We start from the raw sequence: 23,725 nt of genomic DNA, 5'->3' as shown, positions 1-23,725 counted from the left end.
TCCTTATTTCAAGCTACGAATGTCGGCGAAATGGCCGGTTACCGCGGCCGCTGCGGCCATTGCCGGGCTGACCAGATGGGTACGGCCACCGCGGCCCTGACGGCCTTCAAAGTTACGGTTGCTGGTAGAGGCGCAGCGCTCACCCGGGTTCAGGCGGTCGTTGTTCATTGCCAGACACATGGAGCAGCCCGGCAGACGCCATTCAAAGCCCGCTTCGATAAAGATCTTATCCAGACCTTCCGCTTCCGCCTGCGCTTTCACCGGGCCGGAGCCAGGCACAACCAGAGCCTGTACGCCTGGGGCGACTTTACGGCCTTTAGCTATTTCCGCTGCCGCGCGTAAATCTTCAATACGCGAGTTGGTGCAGGAGCCGATAAACACTTTATCAATAGCAACGTCGGTCAGCGGAATGCCTGGCTTCAGGCCCATATAGGCCAGTGCTTTCTCGGCGCTGGCGCGTTCTACCGGATCGTTAAAGGAGGCAGGGTCCGGAATATTGTCATTCACGGAGATAACTTGGCCTGGGTTGGTGCCCCAGGTCACCTGCGGCGCAATTTCTTCCGCTTGCAGGGTGACCACGCTGTCGAAAGTGGCGCCATCGTCGGTTTTCAGGGTCTGCCAGTAGGCGACCGCCTCGTCAAAATCTTTGCCTTTCGGCGCATGCAAACGGCCTTCCACGTAGTTGAAGGTGGTCTGGTCCGGTGCTACCAGGCCCGCTTTCGCACCCAGTTCGATAGCCATGTTGCACAGCGTCATACGGCCTTCCATGCTCAGGTCACGGATGGCCTGACCGCAGAATTCGACCACGTGCCCGGTGCCGCCAGCGCTGCCGGTTTTGCCGATAATTGCCAGCACGATATCTTTCGCGGTGATGCCCGGCGCGGCTTTGCCGTTCACTTCAATCTTCATGGTTTTGGCGCGACCCTGCTTCAGGGTCTGGGTTGCCAGCACGTGTTCCACTTCGGAGGTGCCGATACCAAACGCCAGTGCGCCGAATGCGCCGTGCGTTGCAGTATGGGAGTCACCGCAGACGATGGTCATGCCCGGCAGGGTAACGCCCTGTTCTGGCCCCATCACGTGCACGATGCCCTGATATGGGTGGTTCAGGTCATACAGCTCAACGCCGAACTCGTTGCAGTTCTTAATCAGCTCCTGCATCTGTATGCGCGCCATCTCGCCGGAAGCGTTGATGTCTTTGGTCTGGGTAGAGACGTTGTGATCCATGGTGGCGAAGGTTTTACCCGGCTGACGCACCGGACGGTTGTGCGCACGCAGACCATCAAACGCCTGCGGTGACGTGACTTCGTGCACCAGGTGGCGGTCGATATACAGCAGCGGCGTTTCGTTTGGCGCTTCATAAACCACGTGAGCATCAAACAACTTTTCGTATAAGGTCTTCGCCATGATTACACCCCTTCGGCAACATAGCGGGCGATGATGTCGCCCATTTCATCGGTACTGACTGCCGCGGCGCCGCGAGCTAAATCACTGGTCCGTACGCCTTCTTCCAGCGCGCGGTTAATGGCATTTTCAATGGCGGTGGCCGCGTCGTTGGCGTCCAGGCTGTAGCGCAGCAGCAGCGCCAGAGAGAGGATTTGCGCAATCGGGTTGGCGATGTTTTTGCCCGCGATATCCGGGGCGGAGCCACCGGCTGGCTCGTACAGGCCAAAACCTTCTTCGTTCAGGCTGGCAGACGGCAGCATGCCCATCGAGCCGGTGATCATCGCACACTCGTCGGAGAGAATGTCGCCGAACAGGTTGGAGCACAGCACCACGTCGAACTGCGACGGATCTTTAATCAACTGCATGGTGGCGTTGTCGATATACATGTGCGCCAGTTCAACGTCGGCATACTCTTTGCTGATTTCGCTGACGATTTCGCGCCACAGAATAGAGGACTGCAGCACGTTGGATTTATCGATTGAGGTCACTTTGTGACGACGTTTACGCGCGGATTCAAACGCGATACGGGCGATACGTTCGATCTCAAAACGGTGATACACCTCGGTATCAAATGCTTTCTCGTGCTGGCCGCTGCCTTCACGACCCTTCGGCTGGCCGAAGTAGATGCCGCCGGTCAGTTCACGGACGCACAGGATGTCGAAGCCGTTAGCGGCGATATCGGCGCGCAGCGGGCAAAACTCTTCCAGACCCTGGTACAGCTTCGCTGGACGCAGGTTGCTGAACAGCTTGAAGTGCTTACGCAGCGGCAGCAGCGCGCCGCGCTCTGGCTGCTGGTTCGGCGGCAGGTTTTCCCATTTCGGGCCGCCCACGGAGCCAAACAGAATGGCGTCTGCCTGGTCGCAACCGTCAACGGTCGCCTTCGGCAGCGGTTCGCCATGACGGTCGATGGCGATGCCGCCCACGTCGTAATGGCTGGTGGTAATGCGCATATCAAAACGTTGACGCACGGCTTCCAGTACTTTCAATGCCTGTGTCATGACTTCCGGGCCAATACCGTCACCTGGTAACACAGCAATATGGTAGTTCTTCGACATTACACGGTTTCCTTGTTGTTCTCGTTATTCTTAATTTTGCGTTGCAACTCTTTTTCAACTTCTGCGGCGCGCCAGATGTTGTTCAGCACGTGAACCATTGCTTTGGCGGAGGATTCAACGATATCCGTTGCCAGACCGACGCCGTGGAAGCGACGACCGTTATAGTTAACGACGATATCGACCTGGCCCAGCGCGTCTTTGCCCTGGCCTTTGGCGTTCAGGTCGTATTTCACCAGCTCAATGTCGTAGCCGGTAATACGGTTAATTGCTTGATAAATGGCGTCTACAGGGCCGTTACCGTTAGCGGCTTCGGCTTTGGTTTCTTCACCGCAGGCCAGCTTCACAGATGCAGTGGCGATATCGCTGGAGCCTGACTGCACGCTGAAGTAGTCCAGGCGGAAATGCTCTGGCTCTTCCTGCTGTTTGTTGATGAACGCCAGCGCTTCCAGATCGTAATCGAAGACCTGGCCTTTTTTGTCTGCCAGCTTCAGGAACGCGTCGTACAGATGGTCCATGTTGTAGTCGGTATCTTTGTAGCCCATCTCTTCCATGCGGTGTTTCACTGCGGCACGACCAGAGCGGGAGGTCAGGTTCAGCTGTACCTGGTTCAGACCGATGGACTCAGGGGTCATGATTTCGTAGTTTTCGCGGTTCTTCAGCACGCCGTCCTGGTGGATACCGGAGGAGTGAGCAAACGCGCCGGTACCGACGATAGCTTTGTTGGCCGGGATCGGCATGTTGCAGATCTGGCTGACGGTCTGGCTGGTACGCCAGATTTCGTTGTGGTTGATGGCGGTGTGCACGTTCATAATGTCTTTGCGCACTTTAATCGCCATGATGACTTCTTCCAGCGAGCAGTTACCCGCGCGCTCACCGATGCCGTTCATCGCGCCTTCAACCTGACGAGCGCCCGCATGGACCGCTGCCAGAGAGTTACCGACCGCCATGCCCAGGTCGTCATGGGTGTGAACGGAGATAATCGCTTTATCGATGTTTGGCACGCGTTCGTACAGGCCGGTAATAATGTTGGAGAATTCAAACGGCAGGGTGTAGCCGACGGTATCTGGAATGTTGATGGTGGTCGCACCAGCGTTAATCGCGGCCTCTACGACGCGCGCCAACTGGTCAATTGGAGTACGACCGGCATCTTCACAGGAGAATTCGACGTCATCAGTGTAATTACGTGCTCGCTTGATCATATAGATTGCGCGCTCGATGACTTCGTCCAGCGTGCTGCGCAGCTTGGTGGCGATATGCATTGGCGAGGTGGCAATAAAAGTATGAATCCGGAATGCCTCAGCCACTTTTAAGGACTCGGCGGCAACGTCAATATCCGCCTCTACGCAGCGAGCCAGCGCACAGACGCGGCTGTTTTTAATGTTGCGTGCGATGGTCTGTACCGATTCAAAATCGCCCGGAGAAGAGACCGGAAACCCGACTTCCATCACGTCAACGCCCATACGCTCGAGAGCAAAGGCAATCTGCAGTTTCTCTTTCACACTCAGGCTTGCCTGTAATGCCTGTTCACCATCACGTAAGGTCGTATCAAAAATAATGACTTGCTGGCTCATGGTTTAGGTCCTTGGTTAACTTGGGGCGCCTTGCTACGAGCATAAAAAAACCCGCGCAGCGGCGCGGGTTTTTCGTTTAACTGATGATGACTTAACGTTGAACGTCGCACACCAGCCTACCGCGCACAGAAGAGGCGTTTAGTAGTAGTAGGCCGTTGAAGCGAGTGGTACGGAACATGTCATCATTCTCCAGATGAATTCGATATGCTTTTAGTGGTACTGGATATGGTTTCTGATGTCAAGCCTGACGTACGAAATGAAAGGGATTTCGTTATGGAAACGAAACGGCTGAATTAGCTAATTGTGCTGAAGAATACCGTTATCTCTAGAGGATAGTTTCTTCTATTAATTCACGAATTACATACTTTGTCGTATCTGAACATGATTCATCGTAAATGCTCATGAGTTTGACATTTCTTAAGGTTGATTCTATCTGTATGATAAATAAATGATTATCTAAAATATGGTCTTGTTTTGTAAATCGATAAAAGCCGTTTTTGATATAAAATGTTAATTTTAAAATCGAGAAAATAAAACACTTTAGTAAAACTTAATTTATTATTCCGATTTTGGATTGTTGTGTATTCGCCTGATCTATGAGTAAACTATGTGTCATTCGCTTGGTGATATAGATGAGGTCGGTTTTTACTCATCAATAATATTACTTTGCCTCTTTATATATTCCTATTTTTTATTGAATTCTCTTCTTTGGATCTTATATGCATGGTAAATCATATAGCCTCAATATATTTCTGCTATTTTGCAAAGGGAGTTTTGTATGACATTGGAGTCTGATAGCGTAATTAATGCGCCGGAGCAGCAACGCACATCAACTAATGAAGGAAATAAACCCCAGCTCCGGATGGTTGATTTAAATTTGCTGACCGTATTTGATGCGGTGATGCAGGAACAAAACATTACGCGTGCAGCCCATATGCTAGGCATGTCGCAGCCTGCGGTCAGTAATGCTGTCGCTCGCCTGAAAGTCATGTTCAATGATGAATTATTTGTGCGCTATGGGCGCGGTATTCAGCCAACGGCGCGTGCATTCCAGTTGTTTGGTTCCGTGCGTCAAGCATTGCAACTGGTGCAAAATGAATTACCCGGCTCAGGTTTTGAACCATTGAGCAGCGAACGCGTATTTAATCTTTGTGTATGCAGCCCTCTCGATAATTATCTGACTTCCATCATTCTCAATAAAGTGAATGAGGTTGCGCCGCATATTCATATGGTTTTCAAATCATCATTAAATCAAAACACCGAACATCAGTTGCGCTATCAGGAAATTGAGTTTGTGCTGGGCTATGAAGAGTTCCGCCGCCCTGAGTTCGCCTGCATTCCACTCTTTAATGATGAAATGGTTCTGGTGGCGAGCAACAAGCACCCACGAGTGCATGGTCCGGTGACGGAAGCCGAGATTTATAATGAAGAGCATGCCGTTGTTTCTCTCGATCGCTATGCGTCGTTTAGCCAGCCGTGGTATGACACCAATGATAAGCTAAGCCGCGTAGCCTACCAGGGTATGGCGCTGATTAGCGTACTGAATGTTGTTTCTCAGACCCAGTTGGTCGCCGTGGCGCCACGCCGTCTGGCTGAAGAGTTTTCCCAACAACTCGGCCTGCAGATTTTACCGCTACCAATGAAGTTAAATAGCCGTACCTGCTACCTTTCATGGCATGAAGCGGCCGGTCGCGATAAAGGCCATCAATGGATGGAAGAGTTGCTGATTAACGCATGCCATCAGCAATAATCGACCTCGAAGGCAAACAGAGTGCGTTGGCATTCTGTTTGTTTTGTTTTTTTAATATAAATAAAAATATTGTGCTGTTATTGCTCGCGAGTCGTTGGTGCAATAAAGTGAAAAATGCAGGTTTTGCTGTAATGGTTCAATTCGTCCGAGTATCTACGCCCTTCTTTTCCTGGCATTGAAGTAATCAACCACCATTCTCTCTTTTCCCTTTATTTTTCCTCTTTTTAGTATGGCTTCTACTCCAGACGTGTGAATTGCCTGCCTTGTAGCGAGCGGTTATGTTAGGTCGTTACCGATAATTTAGCGGCAGTGGGCGCACCGTGTACCGCTGGCGCATGGTCGTAGAGAAATGAATTCTCGGGCCATTAAGCACAGAAGCCGGGAGGCAAACCATGGAGATGTTGTCTGGAGCCGAGATGGTCGTCCGATCGTTAATCGATCAGGGCGTAAAGCAGGTATTTGGCTACCCTGGAGGCGCTGTCCTCGATATTTATGACGCGCTGCATACGGTAGGAGGTATTGACCATGTGCTGGTGCGCCATGAACAGGCGGCGGTGCATATGGCCGATGGCCTGGCGCGTGCGACCGGGGAAGTGGGCGTGGTGCTGGTCACCTCCGGCCCTGGGGCGACAAACGCTATCACCGGTATTGCCACAGCCTATATGGACTCGATTCCACTGGTCGTGCTGTCCGGTCAGGTAGCGACGTCGCTGATTGGCTATGATGCCTTCCAGGAATGTGACATGGTCGGGATCTCGCGCCCGGTGGTGAAGCACAGTTTCCTGGTGAAGCAGACTGAAGATATTCCAGGCGTGCTCAAGAAGGCTTTCTGGCTGGCAGCCAGCGGCCGCCCTGGCCCAGTGGTAGTTGACCTGCCAAAAGATATTATGAACCCGGCTAAGAAACTGCCGTACGTCTGGCCTGATGCGGTCAGCATGCGTTCTTACAACCCAACCACCACCGGCCATAAAGGCCAGATAAAACGTGCGCTGCAGACGCTTATCGCGGCGAAAAAACCGGTGGTATACGTGGGCGGTGGCGTGGTGAACGCCGAATGTCACACGCAGTTGCGTACGCTGATTGAAAAACTGAACCTGCCGGTGACCTCTTCGCTGATGGGGCTGGGCGGTTTCCCGGCGACGCATCGTCAGGCGCTGGGTATGCTGGGTATGCACGGCACCTATGAAGCTAATATGGTGATGCACCACTCCGACGTGATTTTCGCCGTCGGGGTGCGTTTTGACGATCGCACCACCAACAATCTGGCGAAGTACTGCCCGGATGCCACGGTGCTGCACATCGATATCGATCCAACGTCGATCTCTAAAACGGTACCGGCGGATATTCCGATCGTCGGCGATGCGGGGCAAGTGCTGGATCAAATGCTGGAGCTGTTGGATCAGGAAAGCGCCGCGCAGCCGCTGGATGAGATCCGTGACTGGTGGCAGCAAATCGAGCAATGGCGAGCGCGTCAGTGCCTGAAATATGACACTCAAAGCGGGCAGATTAAGCCGCAGGCGGTAGTGGAAACCATCTGGAAGCTGACTAACGGTGATGCGTACGTCACCTCAGATGTAGGCCAGCATCAGATGTTTGCCGCGCTGTACTACCCGTTTGATAAACCGCGTCGTTGGATCAATTCCGGTGGCCTCGGTACCATGGGCTTCGGCCTGCCGGCGGCGCTTGGCGTGAAGATGGCGCTGCCGGAAGAGACCGTGGTCTGCGTGACGGGCGACGGCAGTATTCAGATGAACATTCAGGAGCTCTCAACTGCGCTGCAGTACGAACTGCCGGTGCTGGTACTAAACCTGAACAACGGTTATCTGGGCATGGTGAAGCAGTGGCAGGATATGATCTATTCTGGCCGTCACTCACAGTCCTATATGCAGTCGCTGCCGGATTTTGTTCGTCTGGCGGAGGCCTACGGTCATGTTGGCATTCGTATCACCGAGCCCGCTGAGCTTGAGAGTAAGCTTGCACAGGCGCTTGAGCAGGTGCGCAATAACCGTCTGGTCTTTGTCGACGTCTGCGTCGACGGCAGCGAGCACGTCTACCCGATGCAGATTCGCGGCGGGGCAATGGACGAGATGTGGCTGAGCAAAACGGAGAGAACCTGATTATGCGCCGGATATTATCTGTATTACTGGAAAACGAGTCCGGCGCGCTGTCGCGCGTGATTGGCCTCTTTTCGCAACGCGGTTACAACATTGAAAGTCTGACCGTCGCACCGACCGACGATCCGACGCTATCCCGTATGACTATCCAGACGGTCGGCGATGAAAAAACCATCGAGCAGATCGAAAAGCAGCTGCACAAGCTGGTAGACGTACTACGGGTGAACGAGCTGGGGCAGGGCGCTCACGTTGAACGTGAAATCATGCTGGTGAAGGTCCAGGCCAGCGGCTATGGTCGCGACGAAGTCAAGCGCAACACGGAAATCTTCCGTGGGCAGATCATCGACGTTACGCCATCGCTCTATACCGTGCAGCTGGCGGGGACGAGCGACAAGCTGGACGCCTTCCTTGCTTCACTGCGCGACGTCGCCAGAATTGTTGAGGTGGCGCGCTCCGGCGTGGTCGGTTTGTCGCGTGGCGACAAGATTATGCGTTAATCACCTCTCATCGCTTTATCGTAGCCCGGCCTGAAGTCGGGCTTTTTTTTGCGAAATCAGCAATAAGTGCGAAGAAAAGCTATTGCCGATGAGATCAATCTGCGTTTAGATGTTACGGATTATACTTATAAAGCAAGGGGCAATTGTGAAACTGGATGAAATCGCCCGGCTTGCCGGTGTTTCCCGAACCACCGCCAGCTATGTGATTAACGGCAAAGCGAAGCAGTACCGCGTCAGCGACAAGACTGTCGAAAAAGTGATGGCCGTTGTGCGTGAGCATAACTACCATCCTAACGCGGTAGCCGCCGGTCTGCGTGCAGGACGCACTCGTTCTATTGGGCTGGTTATTCCCGATCTGGAAAACACCAGCTACACGCGCATTGCAAACTATCTTGAACGCCAGGCCCGCCAGCGCGGCTATCAACTGCTGATTGCCTGCTCGGAAGATCAGCCTGATAACGAAATGCGCTGTATTGAGCACCTGCTGCAACGTCAGGTTGATGCGATCATCGTGTCAACGTCGCTGCCGCCGGAGCATCCTTTCTACCAGCGTTGGGCGAATGATTCGTTCCCGATTGTCGCGCTTGATCGCGCGCTCGATCGCGAACACTTCACCAGCGTCGTGGGCGCCGACCAGGACGATGCGGAAATGCTTGCTGCAGAACTGCGTACCTTCCCGGCAGAAACCGTACTTTACCTTGGCGCGTTGCCGGAGCTGTCGGTGAGCTTCCTGCGTGAGCAGGGCTTCCGTACCGCATGGAAAGATGACCCGCGCGATGTGCACTTCCTGTATGCGAATAGCTACGAACGTGAAGCGGCGGCGCAGCTGTTTGAAAAATGGCTGGAAACGCATCCGATGCCGCAGGCGTTGTTCACTACGTCGTTTGCGCTGTTGCAAGGGGTGATGGACGTGACGTTGCGTCGTGAAGGCAAGCTGCCGACCGATCTAGCGATTGCGACCTTTGGCGATAATGAACTGCTCGATTTCCTGCAGTGTCCGGTGCTTGCGGTTGCCCAGCGCCACCGTGATGTTGCCGAACGCGTGCTGGAGATTGTGCTGGCAAGCCTCGACGAACCGCGTAAGCCGAAGCCTGGCTTGAGCCGTATCCGTCGTAATCTTTATCGTCGCGGTAGCCTGAGCCGTCGATAGGCTCTTTCAGTGAAGGCTGCGAATAGTGGCCTTCATTGAACAAAAAAAGCCTTTCAAATCTTAATTAAGATAATTCTCCATTTTGGTTAGCCCTCTATTTAATTACCCCGCTAAGATCGCGGAATAGTGCTTAATAATGTGAACACAAAGTAAAATTAAATTATTTGTGTATTATTTTGTTACATTCTCGCAGCGGATTGCCGAAATAACAAACACTTCATAGCTTACCTACCAGAATGAGCAATCTCTCTGCTCCGAATTCGTTGCAAGGGCGCGCCAGAGGGACTGTTAACGAGGAACAGAATGTCCTAAAATGCCGCTCGCGTCGCAAACTGACACTTTATATATTCTTTTGATGATATTAAGTCGCGTTAACGGCATGTGAATCAGCCTCTATTTTTCTTACGGGTATTCATGGCGTTAATTTGCCTCGTCTGTTGGATAATTATTAATCAGGGCTATTGTCGGCCGCAAATAGTGGTTTTTTGGACTCTGTTGGCATTCATGCTGGCTTGACAAGCTTTTCCTCTGCTCCGTAAACTCCTTAAAGTGGGAATTTGTGGGGTAAAGTGGTAATCGGGGGTGAAGCTGGCATGTTCCGGGGGGCAACGTTAGTCAATCTCGACAGCAAAGGGCGCTTAGCCGTCCCTGTCCGATATCGGGACCAGCTAGTTGAGAGCGCTACCGGTCAAATGGTTTGTACCATTGACATTCATCACCCCTGCCTGCTGCTTTATCCTCTGCCTGAATGGGAAATTATCGAGCAAAAACTCTCGCGTTTGTCGAGCATGAATCCCGTTGAGCGTCGCGTACAGCGATTGCTGTTAGGACATGCCAGCGAATGCCAGATGGATAATGCCGGGCGATTGTTGATTGCGCCGGTTCTACGGCAACACGCCGGATTGACCAAAGAAGTGATGCTGGTCGGGCAGTTCAACAAATTTGAACTGTGGGATGAAACGGCCTGGTATCAACAGGTCAAGGAAGATATCGACGCTGAGCAATCTGCTTCAGGGGCGCTGTCGGAGCGATTGCAGGATTTGTCCTTATAAATATGATGGAAAATTTTAAACACACCACGGTACTGCTGGATGAGGCCGTTAACGGTCTGAATATTCGTCCTGACGGTATCTATATTGATGGTACTTTTGGTCGCGGTGGTCACTCGCGCCTTATTCTGTCGCAGCTTGGCGAGCAGGGGCGTTTGATTGCGATCGATCGCGATCCAGAAGCGATTGCGGTGGCGAAGACCATCGATGATCCACGCTTTTCCATCGTACATGGCCCTTTCTCTGCGCTGGCGGACTACGTTGCCGAGCGCGACCTTGTCGGCAAGATCGACGGTATCCTTCTCGATCTTGGCGTTTCTTCACCGCAGCTTGATGATGCTGAACGTGGTTTCTCCTTTATGCGCGATGGCCCGCTGGACATGCGTATGGACCCAACCCGCGGTCAGTCAGCAGCTGAATGGCTGCAAACGGCAGAAGAAGCGGATATTGCCTGGGTGATTAAAACCTTTGGCGAAGAACGCTTTGGGAAACGTATCGCTCGCGCCATTGTCGAGCGTAATCGCGAGCAGCCGATGACCCGCACCAAAGAGCTGGCGGAAGTTATCGCAGCGGCCATGCCGGTGAAAGACAAATTCAAACACCCCGCAACCCGTACCTTCCAGGCGGTGCGCATTTGGGTGAATAGTGAGCTGGAGGAGATAGAGCAAGCGCTAAAAAGCTCGCTTGGCGTGCTGGCCCCGGGTGGGCGGCTGTCGATTATCAGCTTCCATTCGCTGGAAGACCGCATTGTGAAACGCTTTATGCGTGAGCAAAGCCGCGGTCCACAGGTTCCAGCGGGGATCCCGATGACCGAAGAGCAACTCAGGAAGCTGGGTGGCCGTCATTTACGAGCGCTAGGCAAGTTGATGCCGGGCGAAGATGAAGTGGCAGAGAATCCGCGTGCCCGTAGTTCAGTACTGCGTATTGCAGAAAGGACGAACGCATGATCGGCAGAGTGACAGAAGCCCTAAGCAAAGTAACCGGGTCGTTAGGAAACGGCGAGCGCCATGCCTTGCCTGGCGTTATTCGCGACGACCTTTTGCAATTCGGGAAGCTGCCACTCTGTCTGTTCATTTGCATCATTGTCACGGCGGTAACGGTGGTGACGACCGCCCACCATACCCGCCTGTTAACGGCCCAACGAGAACAGTTGGTGCTGGAGCGCGATGCGTTAGACATTGAGTGGCGAAACCTGATCCTCGAAGAGAATGCTCTTGGCGATCATAGTCGTGTCGAACGCATAGCTACCGAAAAGTTGCAGATGCAACATGTTGATCCATCAAAAGAAAACATTGTTGTACAGAAATAAGGATTATTGCAACGCATGAAACCAGCGGCAAAAACGCTTAAGCCAAAACGTCAGGAAGAACAGGCCAACTTTATCGGTTGGCGTTTTGCGTTGCTTTGCGGCTGTATTTTTCTGGCGCTTGCGTTCCTGTTGGGACGTGCGGCCTGGCTACAAATTATTGCCCCGGATAAGCTGGTGCGTGAAGGTGACATGCGTTCCCTGCGCGTTCAGCAGGTTTCCACCTCTCGCGGTATGATAACCGACCGCTCCGGTCGTCCGCTGGCGGTGAGCGTGCCGGTAAAAGCGATTTGGGCCGACCCGAAAGAACTGCATGAAGCGGGCGGCGTGATGCTAAACAACCGCTGGAAAGCGCTGGCGGATGCGCTGAACATTCCGCTGGACCAGCTGGCAAACCGTATCAACACCAACCCGCGCATGCGCTTTATCTATCTGGCGCGTCAGGTTAACCCTGATATGGCCGATTACATCAAAAAACTCAAGCTGCCGGGGATTTATCTTCGCGAAGAGTCGCGCCGTTACTATCCATCCGGAGAAGTAACTGCTCACCTCATCGGCTTCACCAACGTTGACAGCCAGGGTATTGAAGGGGTTGAGAAGAGCTTCGACAAGTGGCTCACCGGCCAACCGGGCGAGCGTATCGTGCGTAAAGACCGCTATGGCCGGGTGATTGAAGATATCTCCTCAACCGACAGCCAGGCGGCGCACAACCTGGCGCTGAGCATTGATGAGCGCCTTCAGGCGCTGGTCTACCGCGAACTGAACAACGCCGTGGCGTTTAACAAAGCGGAATCCGGTAGCGCCGTGCTGGTTGACGTAAGCACGGGTGAAGTGCTGGCGATGGCCAATAGCCCGTCCTACAACCCGAACAATTTTACCGGCACGGCGAAAGACACCATGCGTAACCGAGCCATCACCGACGTGTTTGAACCGGGCTCCACGGTGAAACCGATGGTGGTGATGACCGCGTTACAGCGCGGCGTAGTTCGCGAAAACACCGTGCTGAATACCATTCCTTACCGTATTAACGGCCACGAAATCAAAGACGTGGCGCGCTACAGCGAATTGACCCTGACCGGGGTTCTACAGAAGTCGAGTAACGTCGGTGTTTCCAAACTGGCGTTAGCGATGCCGTCCTCAGCGTTAGTAGATACTTACTCACGTTTTGGGCTGGGAAAAGCGACCAATTTGGGGTTGGTCGGAGAACGCAGTGGCTTATATCCTCAAAAACAACGGTGGTCTGACATAGAGAGGGCCACCTTCTCTTTCGGCTACGGGCTAATGGTAACGCCGTTACAGTTAGCGCGTGTCTACGCAACGATTGGCAGCTACGGGATTTACCGCCCGCTGTCGATAACCAAAGTTGACCCGCCGGTTCCCGGTGAGCGTATCTTCCCGGAATCTATCGTCCGTACCGTCGTTCATATGATGGAAAGCGTCGCGCTGCCTGGCGGCGGCGGCGTGAAAGCGGCGATTAAAGGCTACCGTATCGCGATTAAAACCGGTACGGCGAAAAAAGTCGGCCCGGATGGGCGCTATATCAACAAATACATTGCTTACACCGCGGGCGTTGCGCCAGCCAGCCAGCCGCGCTTTGCGCTGGTGGTGGTGATCAACGACCCGCAGGCGGGTAAATACTACGGTGGCGCCGTTTCCGCGCCGGTCTTTGGTGCCATCATGGGCGGCGTACTGCGCACGATGAACATTGAGCCGGATGCGCTAGCAACGGGCGGCGATAAAAGTGAATTAGTAACGAATCAAGGCGAGGGTACAGGTGGCAGATCGTAATTTGCGCGACCTTCTCGCTCCGTGGGTGCCAAATGCGCCGGAGCGAGTACTGCGAGAGATGACGCTCGACAGCCGTGTGGCTGCATCGGGCGATCTGTTCGTAGCGGTAGTAGGTCATCAGGCGGACGGGCGTCGTTATATCCCGCAGGCAATTGCGCAAGGTGTCGCTGCTGTTATAGCCGAGGCAAAAGATGAGGCAACCGACGGTGAAATCCGCGAGATGCACGGCGTGCCGGTTATCTACCTCAGCCAGTTAAACGAGCGCTTATCGGCGCTGGCCGGGCGTTTTTACCACGAACCTTCCGACAGCCTGCGTCTGATTGGCGTGACCGGGACCAACGGTAAAACCACCACCACGCAGCTGATTGCACAGTGGTGCCAGTGGCTTGGCGAAACCAGCGCGGTGATGGGTACGGTCGGTAACGGCCTGCTGGATAAAGTGATCCCAACGGAAAACACCACCGGCTCGGCGGTCGACGTACAGCACGTGCTTGCCGGTCTGGTTGAACAGGGTGCGACGGTTGCCGCGATGGAGGTTTCCTCTCACGGCCTGGTGCAGCACCGCGTGGCAGCGCTCAAGTTTGCCGCCTCGGTATTTACCAACCTGAGTCGCGATCACCTCGACTACCACGGTGATATGGAGCATTACGAAGCGGCGAAATGGCTGCTGTACTCCACTCACCACTGCGGCCAGGCCATCGTCAACGCAGACGATGAAGTGGGCCGTCGCTGGTTAGGTCGTCTGCCGGATGCCGTTGCGGTCTCCATGGACGGTCACATTAATCCAGACTGCCACGGCCGCTGGCTGAAAGCCGTGACGGTGAACTACCACGATAGCGGCGCGACCATCCGCTTCGACTCCACCTGGGGCGAAGGCGAGATTGAAAGCCGCCTGATGGGCGCATTTAACGTCAGCAACCTGCTGCTGGCGCTGGCTACGTTGCTGGCGCTGGGCTATCCGTTGGCTGACCTGCTGAAAACGTCAGCGCGTTTACAGCCGGTTTGCGGGCGCATGGAAGTGTTTAGCGCGCCGGGCAAACCGACGGTGGTAGTTGATTACGCCCATACGCCGGATGCGCTGGAAAAAGCGCTGCAGGCCGCGCGTCTGCACTGCTCCGGCAAACTGTGGTGCGTCTTTGGCTGCGGCGGCGACCGCGATAAAGGCAAGCGTCCGCTGATGGGCGCGATTGCCGAAGAGTTTTCCGATGTGGTGGTGGTGACCGACGATAACCCACGCACCGAAGAGCCACGTGACATCATTAACGACATTCTCGCGGGCATGGTTGATGCCGGTCACGTGAAGGTGATGGAAGGCCGCGCCGAAGCGGTCACCAACGCCATCATGCAGGCAAAAGCGGATGACGTCGTGCTGGTGGCCGGCAAAGGCCATGAAGATTATCAGATTGTGGGTAACCGTCGTCTCGATTACTCCGACCGTATTACCGCAGCGCGTCTGCTGGGAGTGGTGGCATGATTGGCGTAACGCTAGGCCAGCTTGCCAACGTTCTGAACGGCGAGCTTTGTGGCAGCGATGCCCTTATTGAAGATGTGACCACTGATACCCGGAAATTAACGCCGGGTTGTCTGTTTGTGGCGCTGAAGGGCGAACGTTTTGACGCGCATGATTTTGCGCAAACGGCAAAAGAGGGCGGCGCAGGCGCGCTGCTGGTCAGCCGCAAGCTGGATATCGACCTGCCGCAACTGGTGGTAAGTGATACTCGTCTTGCCTTCGGTGAGCTGGCCGCCTGGGTGCGTCAGCAGGTACCTGCTCGCGTGGTGGCCCTGACCGGTTCTTCCGGTAAAACCTCGGTGAAAGAGATGACCGCCGCCATTCTGGGGCAGTGCGGCAGCACGCTTTATACCGCGGGCAATCTAAACAATGACATCGGTGTGCCGATGACATTACTGCGTCTGACGCCGGAGCATCAGTTTGCGGTCATTGAACTGGGGGCCAACCACCAGGGCGAAATCGCCTGGACCGTGAGTTTGACCCGCCCGGAAGCCGCGCTGGTGAACAACCTGGCAGCGGCGCACCTGGAAGGTTTTGGCTCGCTGGCAGGCGTCGCGAAAGCGAAGGGTGAGATCTTCACCGGTCTGCCGGACAGCGGCATTGCGATTCTGAACGCCGATAACAATGACTGGGCCAACTGGCAGCAGGTGATTGGCGATCGTACCGTCTGGCGTTTCTCACCAAACGCGGCAGGGAGCGATTTCAGCGCCGCGGACGTGCGCATTACCTCGCAGGGTACGGAATTTACGCTGCATACACCGAACGGTAGTACCGACGTGCTGTTGCCGCTGCCGGGGCGTCACAACATCGCCAATGCGCTGGCCGCAACCGCGCTGGCAACCGCTGTGGGCGCTGACCTAGGCGCGGTGAAAGCCGGTCTGGCGCAGCTGAAAGCGGTGCCGGGTCGCCTGTTCCCGATTCATCTGACGGACAGCCAACTGGTACTGGATGACTCCTACAACGCTAACGTTGGTTCGATGACGGCGGCGGTACAGGTGCTGTCTGAAATGCCGGGCTACCGCGTGCTGGTGGTCGGTGATATGGCCGAGCTTGGCGCTGAGAGCGAATCTTGCCACATTCAGGTTGGCGAAGCGGCGAAAGCGGCTGGTATTGATCGCGTGCTGAGCGTTGGCAAATTAAGCCAGGCGATTAGCACTGCCAGCGGGGCAGGGGAGCACTTCACCGATAAAGCATCGGCAATTGCTCGTCTTAACACGCTGATTAACGAACACAAATCTATCACCATTCTGGTGAAAGGTTCACGCAGTGCTGCCATGGAAGAGGTTGTACGCGCATTACAGGAGAACGGGACATGTTAGTGTGGCTGGCCGAACATCTGGTCAAATATTATTCCGGCTTTAACGTCTTTTCCTATCTGACGTTTCGCGCCATTGTCAGCCTGCTGACCGCGCTGTTCATCTCTTTGTGGATGGGCCCGCGCATGATCGCCCGTCTGCAAAAAATGTCGTTTGGTCAGGTTGTTCGTAACGACGGTCCTGAATCTCACTTCAGTAAACGCGGAACCCCAACGATGGGCGGGATCATGATCCTGACCGCGATTACGGTCTCCGTGCTGCTGTGGGCCTATCCGTCAAACCCGTACGTCTGGTGCGTGCTGACGGTACTGATTGGCTACGGCATTATCGGTTTCGTTGATGACTACCGCAAAGTGGTTCGCAAAGACACCAAAGGGCTCATCGCGCGCTGGAAGTATTTCTGGATGTCGGTGATTGCGCTGGGCGTCGCCTTCGCGCTGTACCTTGCCGGTAAAGATACGCCAGCCACCGAGCTGGTGGTACCGTTCTTCAAGGACATCATGCCGCAACTGGGCCTGCTCTACATCCTGCTGGCCTACTTCGTTATCGTCGGCACCGGCAACGCCGTTAACCTGACCGATGGCCTCGATGGCCTGGCCATTATGCCGACCGTCTTTGTGGCAGCGGGCTTTGCGCTGGTGGCGTGGGCGACTGGTAACATGAACTTTGCGAGCTATCTGCACATTCCTTACCTGCGTCACGCAGGCGAGCTGGTGATCGTCTGTACGGCGATTGTCGGCGCAGGGTTAGGCTTCCTGTGGTTCAACACCTATCCGGCGCAGGTCTTTATGGGCGACGTTGGTTCGCTGGCGCTGGGCGGCGCGCTGGGCATTATTGCCGTGCTGCTGCGTCAGGAATTCTTGCTGGTGATCATGGGCGGCGTCTTCGTGGTGGAAACCCTGTCGGTGATTCTGCAGGTGGGCTCCTTCAAGCTGCGCGGTCAGCGTATCTTCCGTATGGCGCCGATTCACCACCACTATGAACTGAAAGGCTGGCCGGAGCCGCGCGTTATCGTGCGCTTCTGGATTATTTCGCTGATGCTGGTGCTGATTGGCCTGGCAACGCTGAAGGTACGTTAATCATGGCAGATTACCAGGGTAAAAACGTCGTTATTATTGGTCTCGGACTGACCGGGCTCTCCTGCGTGGATTTCTTCCTCGCGCAGAACGTTACGCCACGCGTGATGGATACCCGAGCGACGCCACCCGGTCTGGATAAACTGCCGGAAGCGGTAGAGCGCTACGTTGGCGGGCTGAATGAAGATTGGCTGATGGCGGCCGATCTGATCGTTGCTAGCCCCGGTATGGCGCTGGCAAACCCGTCGCTGAGCCGCGCGGCGGATGCCGGTATTGAAATCGTCGGCGACATTGAACTGTTCTGCCGCGAAGCGCAGGCGCCGATTGTGGCGATTACCGGCTCCAACGGTAAAAGCACCGTCACCACGCTGATTGGCGAGATGGCTAAAGCAGCGGGCGTGAACGTCGGCGTCGGCGGGAACATCGGCCTGCCCGCGCTGATGCTGCTGGACCCGGCTCGCGAGCTGTACGTGCTTGAGCTCTCCAGTTTCCAGCTGGAAACCACCTCCAGCCTGCATGCCGCTGCCGCAACCATTCTGAATGTCACCGAAGATCATATGGATCGCTACCCGCTGGGGCTGCAGCAGTACCGTGCGGCGAAGCTGCGGGTCTATGAAAACGCCAAAGTCTGTGTGGTGAACGCGGACGACGGCCTGACCATGCCGGTACGCGGCGCGGATGAGCGCTGCGTAAGCTTCGGCGTCGACGTTGGTGACTATCACCTGAACCGCCAACAGGGGGAAACCTGGCTGCGCGTGAAGGGTGAAAAAGTATTGAACGTCAAAGAGATGCCGCTCACCGGGCAGCATAACTACAGCAACGCCCTGGCGGCGCTGGCGCTGGCGGATGCCGTTGGCCTGCCGCGCGCGAGCAGCCTGAAAGCGCTGACCACCTTTACCGGGCTGGCTCACCGTTTCCAGATTGTGCTCGACCACCGCGGCGTGCGCTGGATTAATGACTCAAAAGCGACCAACGTCGGCAGTACCGAAGCGGCCTTAAACGGCCTGCACGTAGCGGGAACGTTGTATCTGCTGCTGGGCGGCGACGGTAAATCGGCCGATTTCGAACCGCTGAGACGCTACCTGACCGGCGATAACATTCGCCTCTACTGCTTTGGCCGCGATGGCGGTGAACTGGCCGCGCTGCGTCCGGAAATCGCCACCCAAACGGACACCATGGAAGAGGCAATGCGCCTGATTGCGCCGCAGGTCAAAGCGGGCGATATGGTGCTACTTTCTCCGGCCTGCGCCAGCCTCGATCAGTTTAAAAGCTTTGAACAGCGCGGCGACGTGTTTGCTCGCCTGGCGAAGGAGTTAGGTTGATGCGTTTATCGCTCCCGCGCCTGAGACTGCCTCGACTGAGGCTGCCGCGTCTGCCGGGCATGCGTATTTTCGCATGGCTGTTTGGTTGGATGTTTGCCGCGCTTAAGGGCTGGGTGATGGGCTCTCGGGAGAAAGATACCGATAGCCTGATTATGTATGACCGCACGCTGCTGTGGCTGACCCTCGGCCTGGCGGCGATTGGTTTTATTATGGTGACCTCGGCGTCGATGCCGGTGGGTCAGCGTCTGGCGAACGATCCGTTCCTGTTCGCCAAGCGTGATGGTCTCTATATTCTGCTGGCGTTTGTGATGGCGCTGGTAACGCTGCGTCTGCCGATGTCATTCTGGCAAAAGCACAGTACGTTCATGTTGATTGCCTCTATTGGTATGTTGCTGATTGTACTAGTGGTCGGGAGTTCGGTTAACGGGGCATCACGCTGGATTGCTTTCGGCCCGCTGCGTATTCAGCCTGCCGAGCTGACCAAGCTGTCGCTATTTTGCTATATCGCCAACTATCTGGTGCGTAAAGCGGACGAGGTGCGCAACAACCTGCGCGGCTTCTTAAAGCCGATGGGCGTGATTTTCGTGCTGGCGATTTTACTGCTGGCGCAGCCGGACCTCGGTACCGTCGTGGTGCTGTTTGTCACCACGTTGGCGATGCTGTTCCTGGCGGGTGCCAAGCTGTGGCAGTTCATCGCCATTATCGGCATGGGTATTTCCGCCGTGGTGCTGCTGATCCTCGCTGAACCGTACCGTATTCGCCGCGTGACCTCTTTCTGGAACCCGTGGGAAGACCCGTTCGGCAGCGGCTACCAGCTGACGCAGTCGCTGATGGCCTTCGGGCGCGGTGAGATGTGGGGCCAGGGTTTAGGCAACTCGGTGCAGAAACTGGAGTATCTGCCGGAGGCGCATACCGACTTCATCTTCGCCATCATCGGCGAGGAATTGGGTTATATCGGTGTGGTACTGGCACTTTTAATGGTATTCTTCGTCGCTTTCCGCGCCATGTCCATTGGTCGCAAAGCGCTGGAGATCAACCAACGTTTTTCTGGCTTCCTGGCTTGCGCAATCGGCGTATGGTTCAGCTTCCAGGCGTTGGTCAACGTAGGGGCGGCGGCCGGGATGTTACCGACCAAAGGTCTGACCCTACCGTTGATAAGCTACGGTGGCTCCAGTCTTCTGATTATGTCGACGGCCATCATGTTCTTATTACGTATTGATTATGAAACGCGTCTGGAGAAAGCCCAGGCGTTTACCCGAGGTTCTCGATGAGCGGTCAAACAAAGCGGTTAATGGTGATGGCGGGCGGTACCGGTGGACACGTGTTCCCGGGGCTGGCGGTTGCGCACCATTTAATGGATCAGGGCTGGCAGGTACGCTGGCTGGGAACCGCGGATCGTATGGAAGCTGACCTGGTGCCAAAACATGGCATCGAAATTGATTTTATCCATATTTCCGGCCTGCGCGGAAAAGGCCTGAAGGCGCTACTGCTGGCGCCGATGCGTATTTTTAACGCCTGGCGTCAGGCGCGCGCGATCATGAAACGCTTTAAGCCGGACGTGGTACTGGGAATGGGCGGGTATGTTTCCGGGCCGGGCGGTCTGGCGGCGTGGTCACTGGGGATTCCGGTTGTGCTGCACGAGCAGAACGGCATCGCTGGTTTGACTAACAAATGGTTGGCGAAGATTGCCACCAAAGTGATGCAGGCTTTCCCTGGCGCGTTCCCGAATGCGGAAGTCGTTGGCAACCCGGTGCGCGTTGACGTGCTAGCGCTGCCGCTGCCGGAACAGCGTCTGGTCGGCCGCGAAGGCCCGATTCGCCTCCTGGTCGTTGGCGGTTCTCAGGGGGCGCGTATTCTCAACCAGACTCTGCCTCAGGTGGCGCAGCGTCTGGGTGATGCGGTGACCATCTGGCATCAGAGCGGTAAAGGCGGTCAACAGACCGTTGAACAGGCCTATGCCGATGCGGGTCAGCCGCAGCATAAAGTGACCGAATTCATTGATGATATGGCTGAAGCGTACGCGTGGGCCGATGTCGTCGTCTGTCGTTCCGGCGCGCTGACGGTCAGCGAGATTGCGGCAGCGGGGCTGCCTGCCATCTTCGTGCCGTTCCAGCATAAGGACCGTCAGCAGTACTGGAATGCGCTGCCGCTGGAGAAAGCCGGCGCAGCGAAGATCTTCGAGCAGCCGCAGTTTACGGCGCAAGCGGTCGCTGACACGCTGGCTAGCTGGGATCGCAACACATTATTAGAGATGGCTGAGCGTGCTCGTGCGACGGCCATCCCGGACGCTACCGAACGGGTAGCAAAAGAAGTAAGCCTGGCTGTAAAGGCTTAATCATCGCGGCGCAGTTGCGTCGCCCGAATTTCAGAAGTGATGGCGTTTAGAGAATGAATACACAACAACTGGCGAAACTGCGTTCTATTGTGCCCGAGATGCGTCGCGTCCGGCACATTCACTTTGTTGGCATTGGCGGCGCCGGTATGGGCGGTATTGCTGAAGTACTGGCCAACGAAGGGTATCAGATCAGCGGTTCCGACCTGGCACCGAACCCGGTGACGCAGCAGTTGACTAAATTGGGCGCCACCATCTATTTCAACCATCGCCCGGAAAACGTTCGCGATGCGAGCGTGGTGGTGGTCTCTACGGCTATCTCTGCCGATAACCCGGAAATCGTTGCCGCACATGAGGCGCGTATCCCGGTGATTCGCCGCGCGGAAATGCTGGCGGAGCTGATGCGTTTTCGTCACGGCATCGCCATTGCCGGGACACACGGCAAAACCACGACCACCGCTATGGTCGCCAGCATTTATGCAGAAGCCGGGCTGGACCCGACCTTCGTCAACGGTGGCCTGGTGAAGGCGGCAGGCGTGCATGCGCGTCTGGGCCATAGCCGCTACCTGATTGCAGAAGCCGATGAGAGCGATGCGTCGTTCCTACATCTGCAGCCGATGGTGGCGATTGTCACCAACATCGAAGCCGACCATATGGATACCTACCAGGGCGACTTCGAGAATTTAAAACAGACGTTTATCAACTTCCTGCACAACCTGCCGTTTTATGGCCGTGCGGTGATGTGCGTTGATGATCCGGTTATCCGCGAGCTGCTGCCGCGCGTTGGCCGTCAGACCACCACTTACGGTTTCAGCGACGATGCTGACGTTCGTGTGGAAAGCTACCAGCAGATTGGCCCGCAGGGGCACTTCACGCTGGTGCGTCAGGATAAAGAAGACCTGCGCGTGACGCTGAATGCGCCAGGCCGTCATAACGCGCTGAATGCCGCTGCGGCGGTTGCCGTGGCGACGGAAGAAGGCATTGAAGACGAGGCGATTCTGCGCGCGCTGGAAAGTTTCCAGGGTACCGGTCGTCGTTTTGACTTCCTGGGTGAGTTCCCACTGGAAGAGGTGAACGGCAAAGAAGGCACCGCGCTGCTGGTGGATGACTACGGGCACCACCCAACGGAAGTGGATGCAACAATCAAAGCCGCCCGCGCTGGCTGGCCGGACAAAAAGCTGGTGATGGTATTCCAGCCGCACCGCTACACCCGCACGCGCGACCTGTACGATGATTTTGCTCACGTGTTGACTCAGGTTGATGCGCTGCTGATGCTGGACGTGTATCCGGCGGGTGAAGCGCCGATTCCGGGGGCCGATAGCCGTTCACTGTGCCGTACCATTCGTGGGCGTGGAAAGGTGGACCCAATTCTGGTCTCGGACAGCGCTCAGGTCCCGGAAATGCTGGCATCAGTACTGACGGGTAATGATCTTGTTCTAATTCAAGGCGCGGGAAATATTGGTAAAATCGCGCGTAACTTAGCTGAAATCAAACTGAAGCCGCAAACTCAGGAGGAACCGCGCCATGGCTGATAAGATCGCGGTTCTTTTGGGTGGAACCTCAGCCGAACGCGACGTGTCGTTAAACTCCGGCGCGGCGGTGCTGGCCGGTCTTCGCGAAGCGGGCATTGATGCGCATGCGGTAGACCCAAAAGAGACTGATGTTACCCAACTGAAAAGTATGGGTTTTCAGAAAGCGTTTATTGCGCTGCATGGCCGCGGCGGTGAAGATGGCACGCTGCAAGGATTACTGGAACTCTTAAAACTTCCGTATACCGGCAGTGGCGTGATGGCATCGGCCATTTCAATGGATAAACTGCGCAGTAAGTTGCTGTGGCAAGGGGCCGGATTACCGGTTGCTCCTTGGGTCGCTGTTGAGCGCGAAGCCTTTAATGCTGGGCTTTCCAGCGAGATTCAGACGCAGATTGCTGCGCTTGGCCTGCCGCTTATTGTTAAGCCGAGCCGTGAAGGCTCAAGCGTAGGGATGTCGAAAGTCATCGAGAGTGCTGACCTGGCTGAAGCGTTAACGCAGGCGTTTCAACACGATGACGAAGTTCTGGTAGAAAAATGGCTCAGTGGGCCGGAATTTACGGTTGCGGTGCTTGGTGAAGAAATTTTACCGACAGTTCGCATCCAACCTGCCGGAACCTTCTATGATTATGAAGCGAAGTATCTCTCTGATGAGACGAAATATTTCTGCCCTGGCTGTGAAGATTCATCCCAGGAATCGGCAATGCAGTCTTTAGTACTGAAAGCCTGGAAAGTCTTAGGCTGTCGTGGATGGGGTCGTATTGACGTGATGCAGGACAGCGATGGGCAGTATTATCTGCTGGAGGCGAACACCTCTCCGGGGATGACCAGCCACAGTCTGGTGCCGATGGCGGCGCGTCAGGCGGGAATGAGTTTCTCGCAGCTGGTAGTACGAATTCTGGACCTGGCGGGGTGAT

Annotated in this window: 20 protein-coding genes; 16 read left to right on the top strand and 4 right to left on the bottom strand. The window is 55.5% G+C overall.

What is annotated here, in order from left to right:
• Positions 1-3: 3 nt before the first annotated feature.
• The 4 genes from leuC to leuL all read right to left on the bottom strand — a co-directional run bounded on the left by leuC (position 4) and on the right by leuL (position 4,247).
• Positions 4-1,404 (bottom strand): 3-isopropylmalate dehydratase large subunit, encoded by a 1,401-nt coding sequence (gene leuC, locus ACLGE8_RS12025; RefSeq protein ID WP_410998717.1) that lies wholly within the window; start codon positions 1,402-1,404, stop codon positions 4-6.
• A 2-nt stretch (positions 1,405-1,406) separates the two neighbouring features.
• Positions 1,407-2,498: a 3-isopropylmalate dehydrogenase gene (leuB, locus tag ACLGE8_RS12020; protein ID WP_185668571.1), complete on the bottom strand. Its 1,092-nt coding sequence runs from the start codon at positions 2,496-2,498 to the stop codon at positions 1,407-1,409.
• Positions 2,498-4,069, bottom strand: a complete 1,572-nt coding sequence (gene leuA / locus ACLGE8_RS12015; RefSeq protein WP_185668569.1) for a 2-isopropylmalate synthase — start codon at positions 4,067-4,069, stop codon at positions 2,498-2,500. Before leuA ends, leuB begins: the two co-directional genes overlap by 1 nt.
• A gap of 91 nt (positions 4,070-4,160) precedes the next feature.
• Positions 4,161-4,247 (bottom strand): leu operon leader peptide, encoded by an 87-nt coding sequence (leuL, locus tag ACLGE8_RS12010; protein WP_100249930.1) that lies wholly within the window; start codon positions 4,245-4,247, stop codon positions 4,161-4,163.
• Between the two features lie 600 nt (positions 4,248-4,847).
• Here leuL and leuO point away from each other — a divergent pair.
• From leuO to ACLGE8_RS11930, 16 genes are all read left to right on the top strand, one after another.
• Complete coding sequence (gene leuO / locus ACLGE8_RS12005; protein ID WP_410998714.1) at positions 4,848-5,819, top strand: transcriptional regulator LeuO; 972 nt, start codon at positions 4,848-4,850, stop codon at positions 5,817-5,819.
• Between the two features lie 392 nt (positions 5,820-6,211).
• A complete protein-coding gene (gene ilvI / locus ACLGE8_RS12000) occupies positions 6,212-7,936 on the top strand; it encodes an acetolactate synthase 3 large subunit (protein ID WP_410998712.1) in 1,725 nt (574 codons plus the stop codon).
• Between the two features lie 2 nt (positions 7,937-7,938).
• On the top strand, positions 7,939-8,430 hold the full coding sequence (gene ilvN / locus ACLGE8_RS11995; RefSeq protein ID WP_035893016.1) for an acetolactate synthase small subunit: 492 nt from the start codon (positions 7,939-7,941) through the stop codon (positions 8,428-8,430).
• A 145-nt stretch (positions 8,431-8,575) separates the two neighbouring features.
• Positions 8,576-9,580, top strand: a complete 1,005-nt coding sequence (cra, locus tag ACLGE8_RS11990) for a catabolite repressor/activator (RefSeq protein ID WP_185668563.1) — start codon at positions 8,576-8,578, stop codon at positions 9,578-9,580.
• Between the two features lie 593 nt (positions 9,581-10,173).
• Complete coding sequence (mraZ, locus tag ACLGE8_RS11985) at positions 10,174-10,632, top strand: division/cell wall cluster transcriptional repressor MraZ (protein ID WP_185668561.1); 459 nt, start codon at positions 10,174-10,176, stop codon at positions 10,630-10,632.
• 2 nt (positions 10,633-10,634) lie between these two features.
• Positions 10,635-11,576 (top strand): 16S rRNA (cytosine(1402)-N(4))-methyltransferase RsmH, encoded by a 942-nt coding sequence (gene rsmH / locus ACLGE8_RS11980; protein ID WP_185668559.1) that lies wholly within the window; start codon positions 10,635-10,637, stop codon positions 11,574-11,576.
• Positions 11,573-11,938 carry a cell division protein FtsL gene (ftsL, locus tag ACLGE8_RS11975; protein ID WP_035893020.1) on the top strand — a complete coding sequence of 122 codons (366 nt, stop codon included), beginning with the start codon at positions 11,573-11,575 and terminating at the stop codon, positions 11,936-11,938. Before rsmH ends, ftsL begins: the two co-directional genes overlap by 4 nt.
• Before the next feature lie 15 nt (positions 11,939-11,953).
• The gene (locus tag ACLGE8_RS11970; RefSeq protein ID WP_185668557.1) at positions 11,954-13,723 is read left to right on the top strand and encodes a peptidoglycan glycosyltransferase FtsI; all 1,770 of its coding nucleotides are present in this window, start codon (positions 11,954-11,956) and stop codon (positions 13,721-13,723) included.
• Positions 13,710-15,197 carry a UDP-N-acetylmuramoyl-L-alanyl-D-glutamate--2,6-diaminopimelate ligase gene (murE, locus tag ACLGE8_RS11965; RefSeq protein WP_410998710.1) on the top strand — a complete coding sequence of 496 codons (1,488 nt, stop codon included), beginning with the start codon at positions 13,710-13,712 and terminating at the stop codon, positions 15,195-15,197. The genes ACLGE8_RS11970 and murE overlap by 14 nt, the downstream gene beginning before the upstream one ends.
• Positions 15,194-16,552 (top strand): UDP-N-acetylmuramoyl-tripeptide--D-alanyl-D-alanine ligase, encoded by a 1,359-nt coding sequence (gene murF, locus ACLGE8_RS11960; protein WP_410998708.1) that lies wholly within the window; start codon positions 15,194-15,196, stop codon positions 16,550-16,552. Before murE ends, murF begins: the two co-directional genes overlap by 4 nt.
• Positions 16,546-17,628, top strand: coding sequence for a phospho-N-acetylmuramoyl-pentapeptide-transferase (mraY, locus tag ACLGE8_RS11955; protein ID WP_035893027.1), 1,083 nt, complete (start codon positions 16,546-16,548; stop codon positions 17,626-17,628). The genes murF and mraY overlap by 7 nt, the downstream gene beginning before the upstream one ends.
• Before the next feature lie 2 nt (positions 17,629-17,630).
• On the top strand, positions 17,631-18,947 hold the full coding sequence (gene murD, locus ACLGE8_RS11950) for a UDP-N-acetylmuramoyl-L-alanine--D-glutamate ligase (RefSeq protein ID WP_410998706.1): 1,317 nt from the start codon (positions 17,631-17,633) through the stop codon (positions 18,945-18,947).
• On the top strand, positions 18,947-20,218 hold the full coding sequence (ftsW, locus tag ACLGE8_RS11945; RefSeq protein WP_410998704.1) for a cell division protein FtsW: 1,272 nt from the start codon (positions 18,947-18,949) through the stop codon (positions 20,216-20,218). The genes murD and ftsW overlap by 1 nt, the downstream gene beginning before the upstream one ends.
• Complete coding sequence (murG, locus tag ACLGE8_RS11940) at positions 20,215-21,282, top strand: undecaprenyldiphospho-muramoylpentapeptide beta-N-acetylglucosaminyltransferase (RefSeq protein ID WP_410998702.1); 1,068 nt, start codon at positions 20,215-20,217, stop codon at positions 21,280-21,282. The genes ftsW and murG overlap by 4 nt, the downstream gene beginning before the upstream one ends.
• A 53-nt stretch (positions 21,283-21,335) precedes the next feature.
• Entirely contained in the window at positions 21,336-22,811 is a 1,476-nt protein-coding gene (murC, locus tag ACLGE8_RS11935) for a UDP-N-acetylmuramate--L-alanine ligase (RefSeq protein ID WP_333495986.1), read from the top strand.
• Positions 22,804-23,724 (top strand): D-alanine--D-alanine ligase, encoded by a 921-nt coding sequence (locus ACLGE8_RS11930; RefSeq protein WP_410998700.1) that lies wholly within the window; start codon positions 22,804-22,806, stop codon positions 23,722-23,724. The genes murC and ACLGE8_RS11930 overlap by 8 nt, the downstream gene beginning before the upstream one ends.
• Position 23,725: the final 1 nt, after the last annotated feature.

This window comes from Kluyvera sp. 142486, from assembly GCF_046569695.1.
GTDB lineage: Bacteria > Pseudomonadota > Gammaproteobacteria > Enterobacterales > Enterobacteriaceae > Kluyvera.
This window is presented reverse-complemented; position numbering and strand designations above follow the sequence as displayed.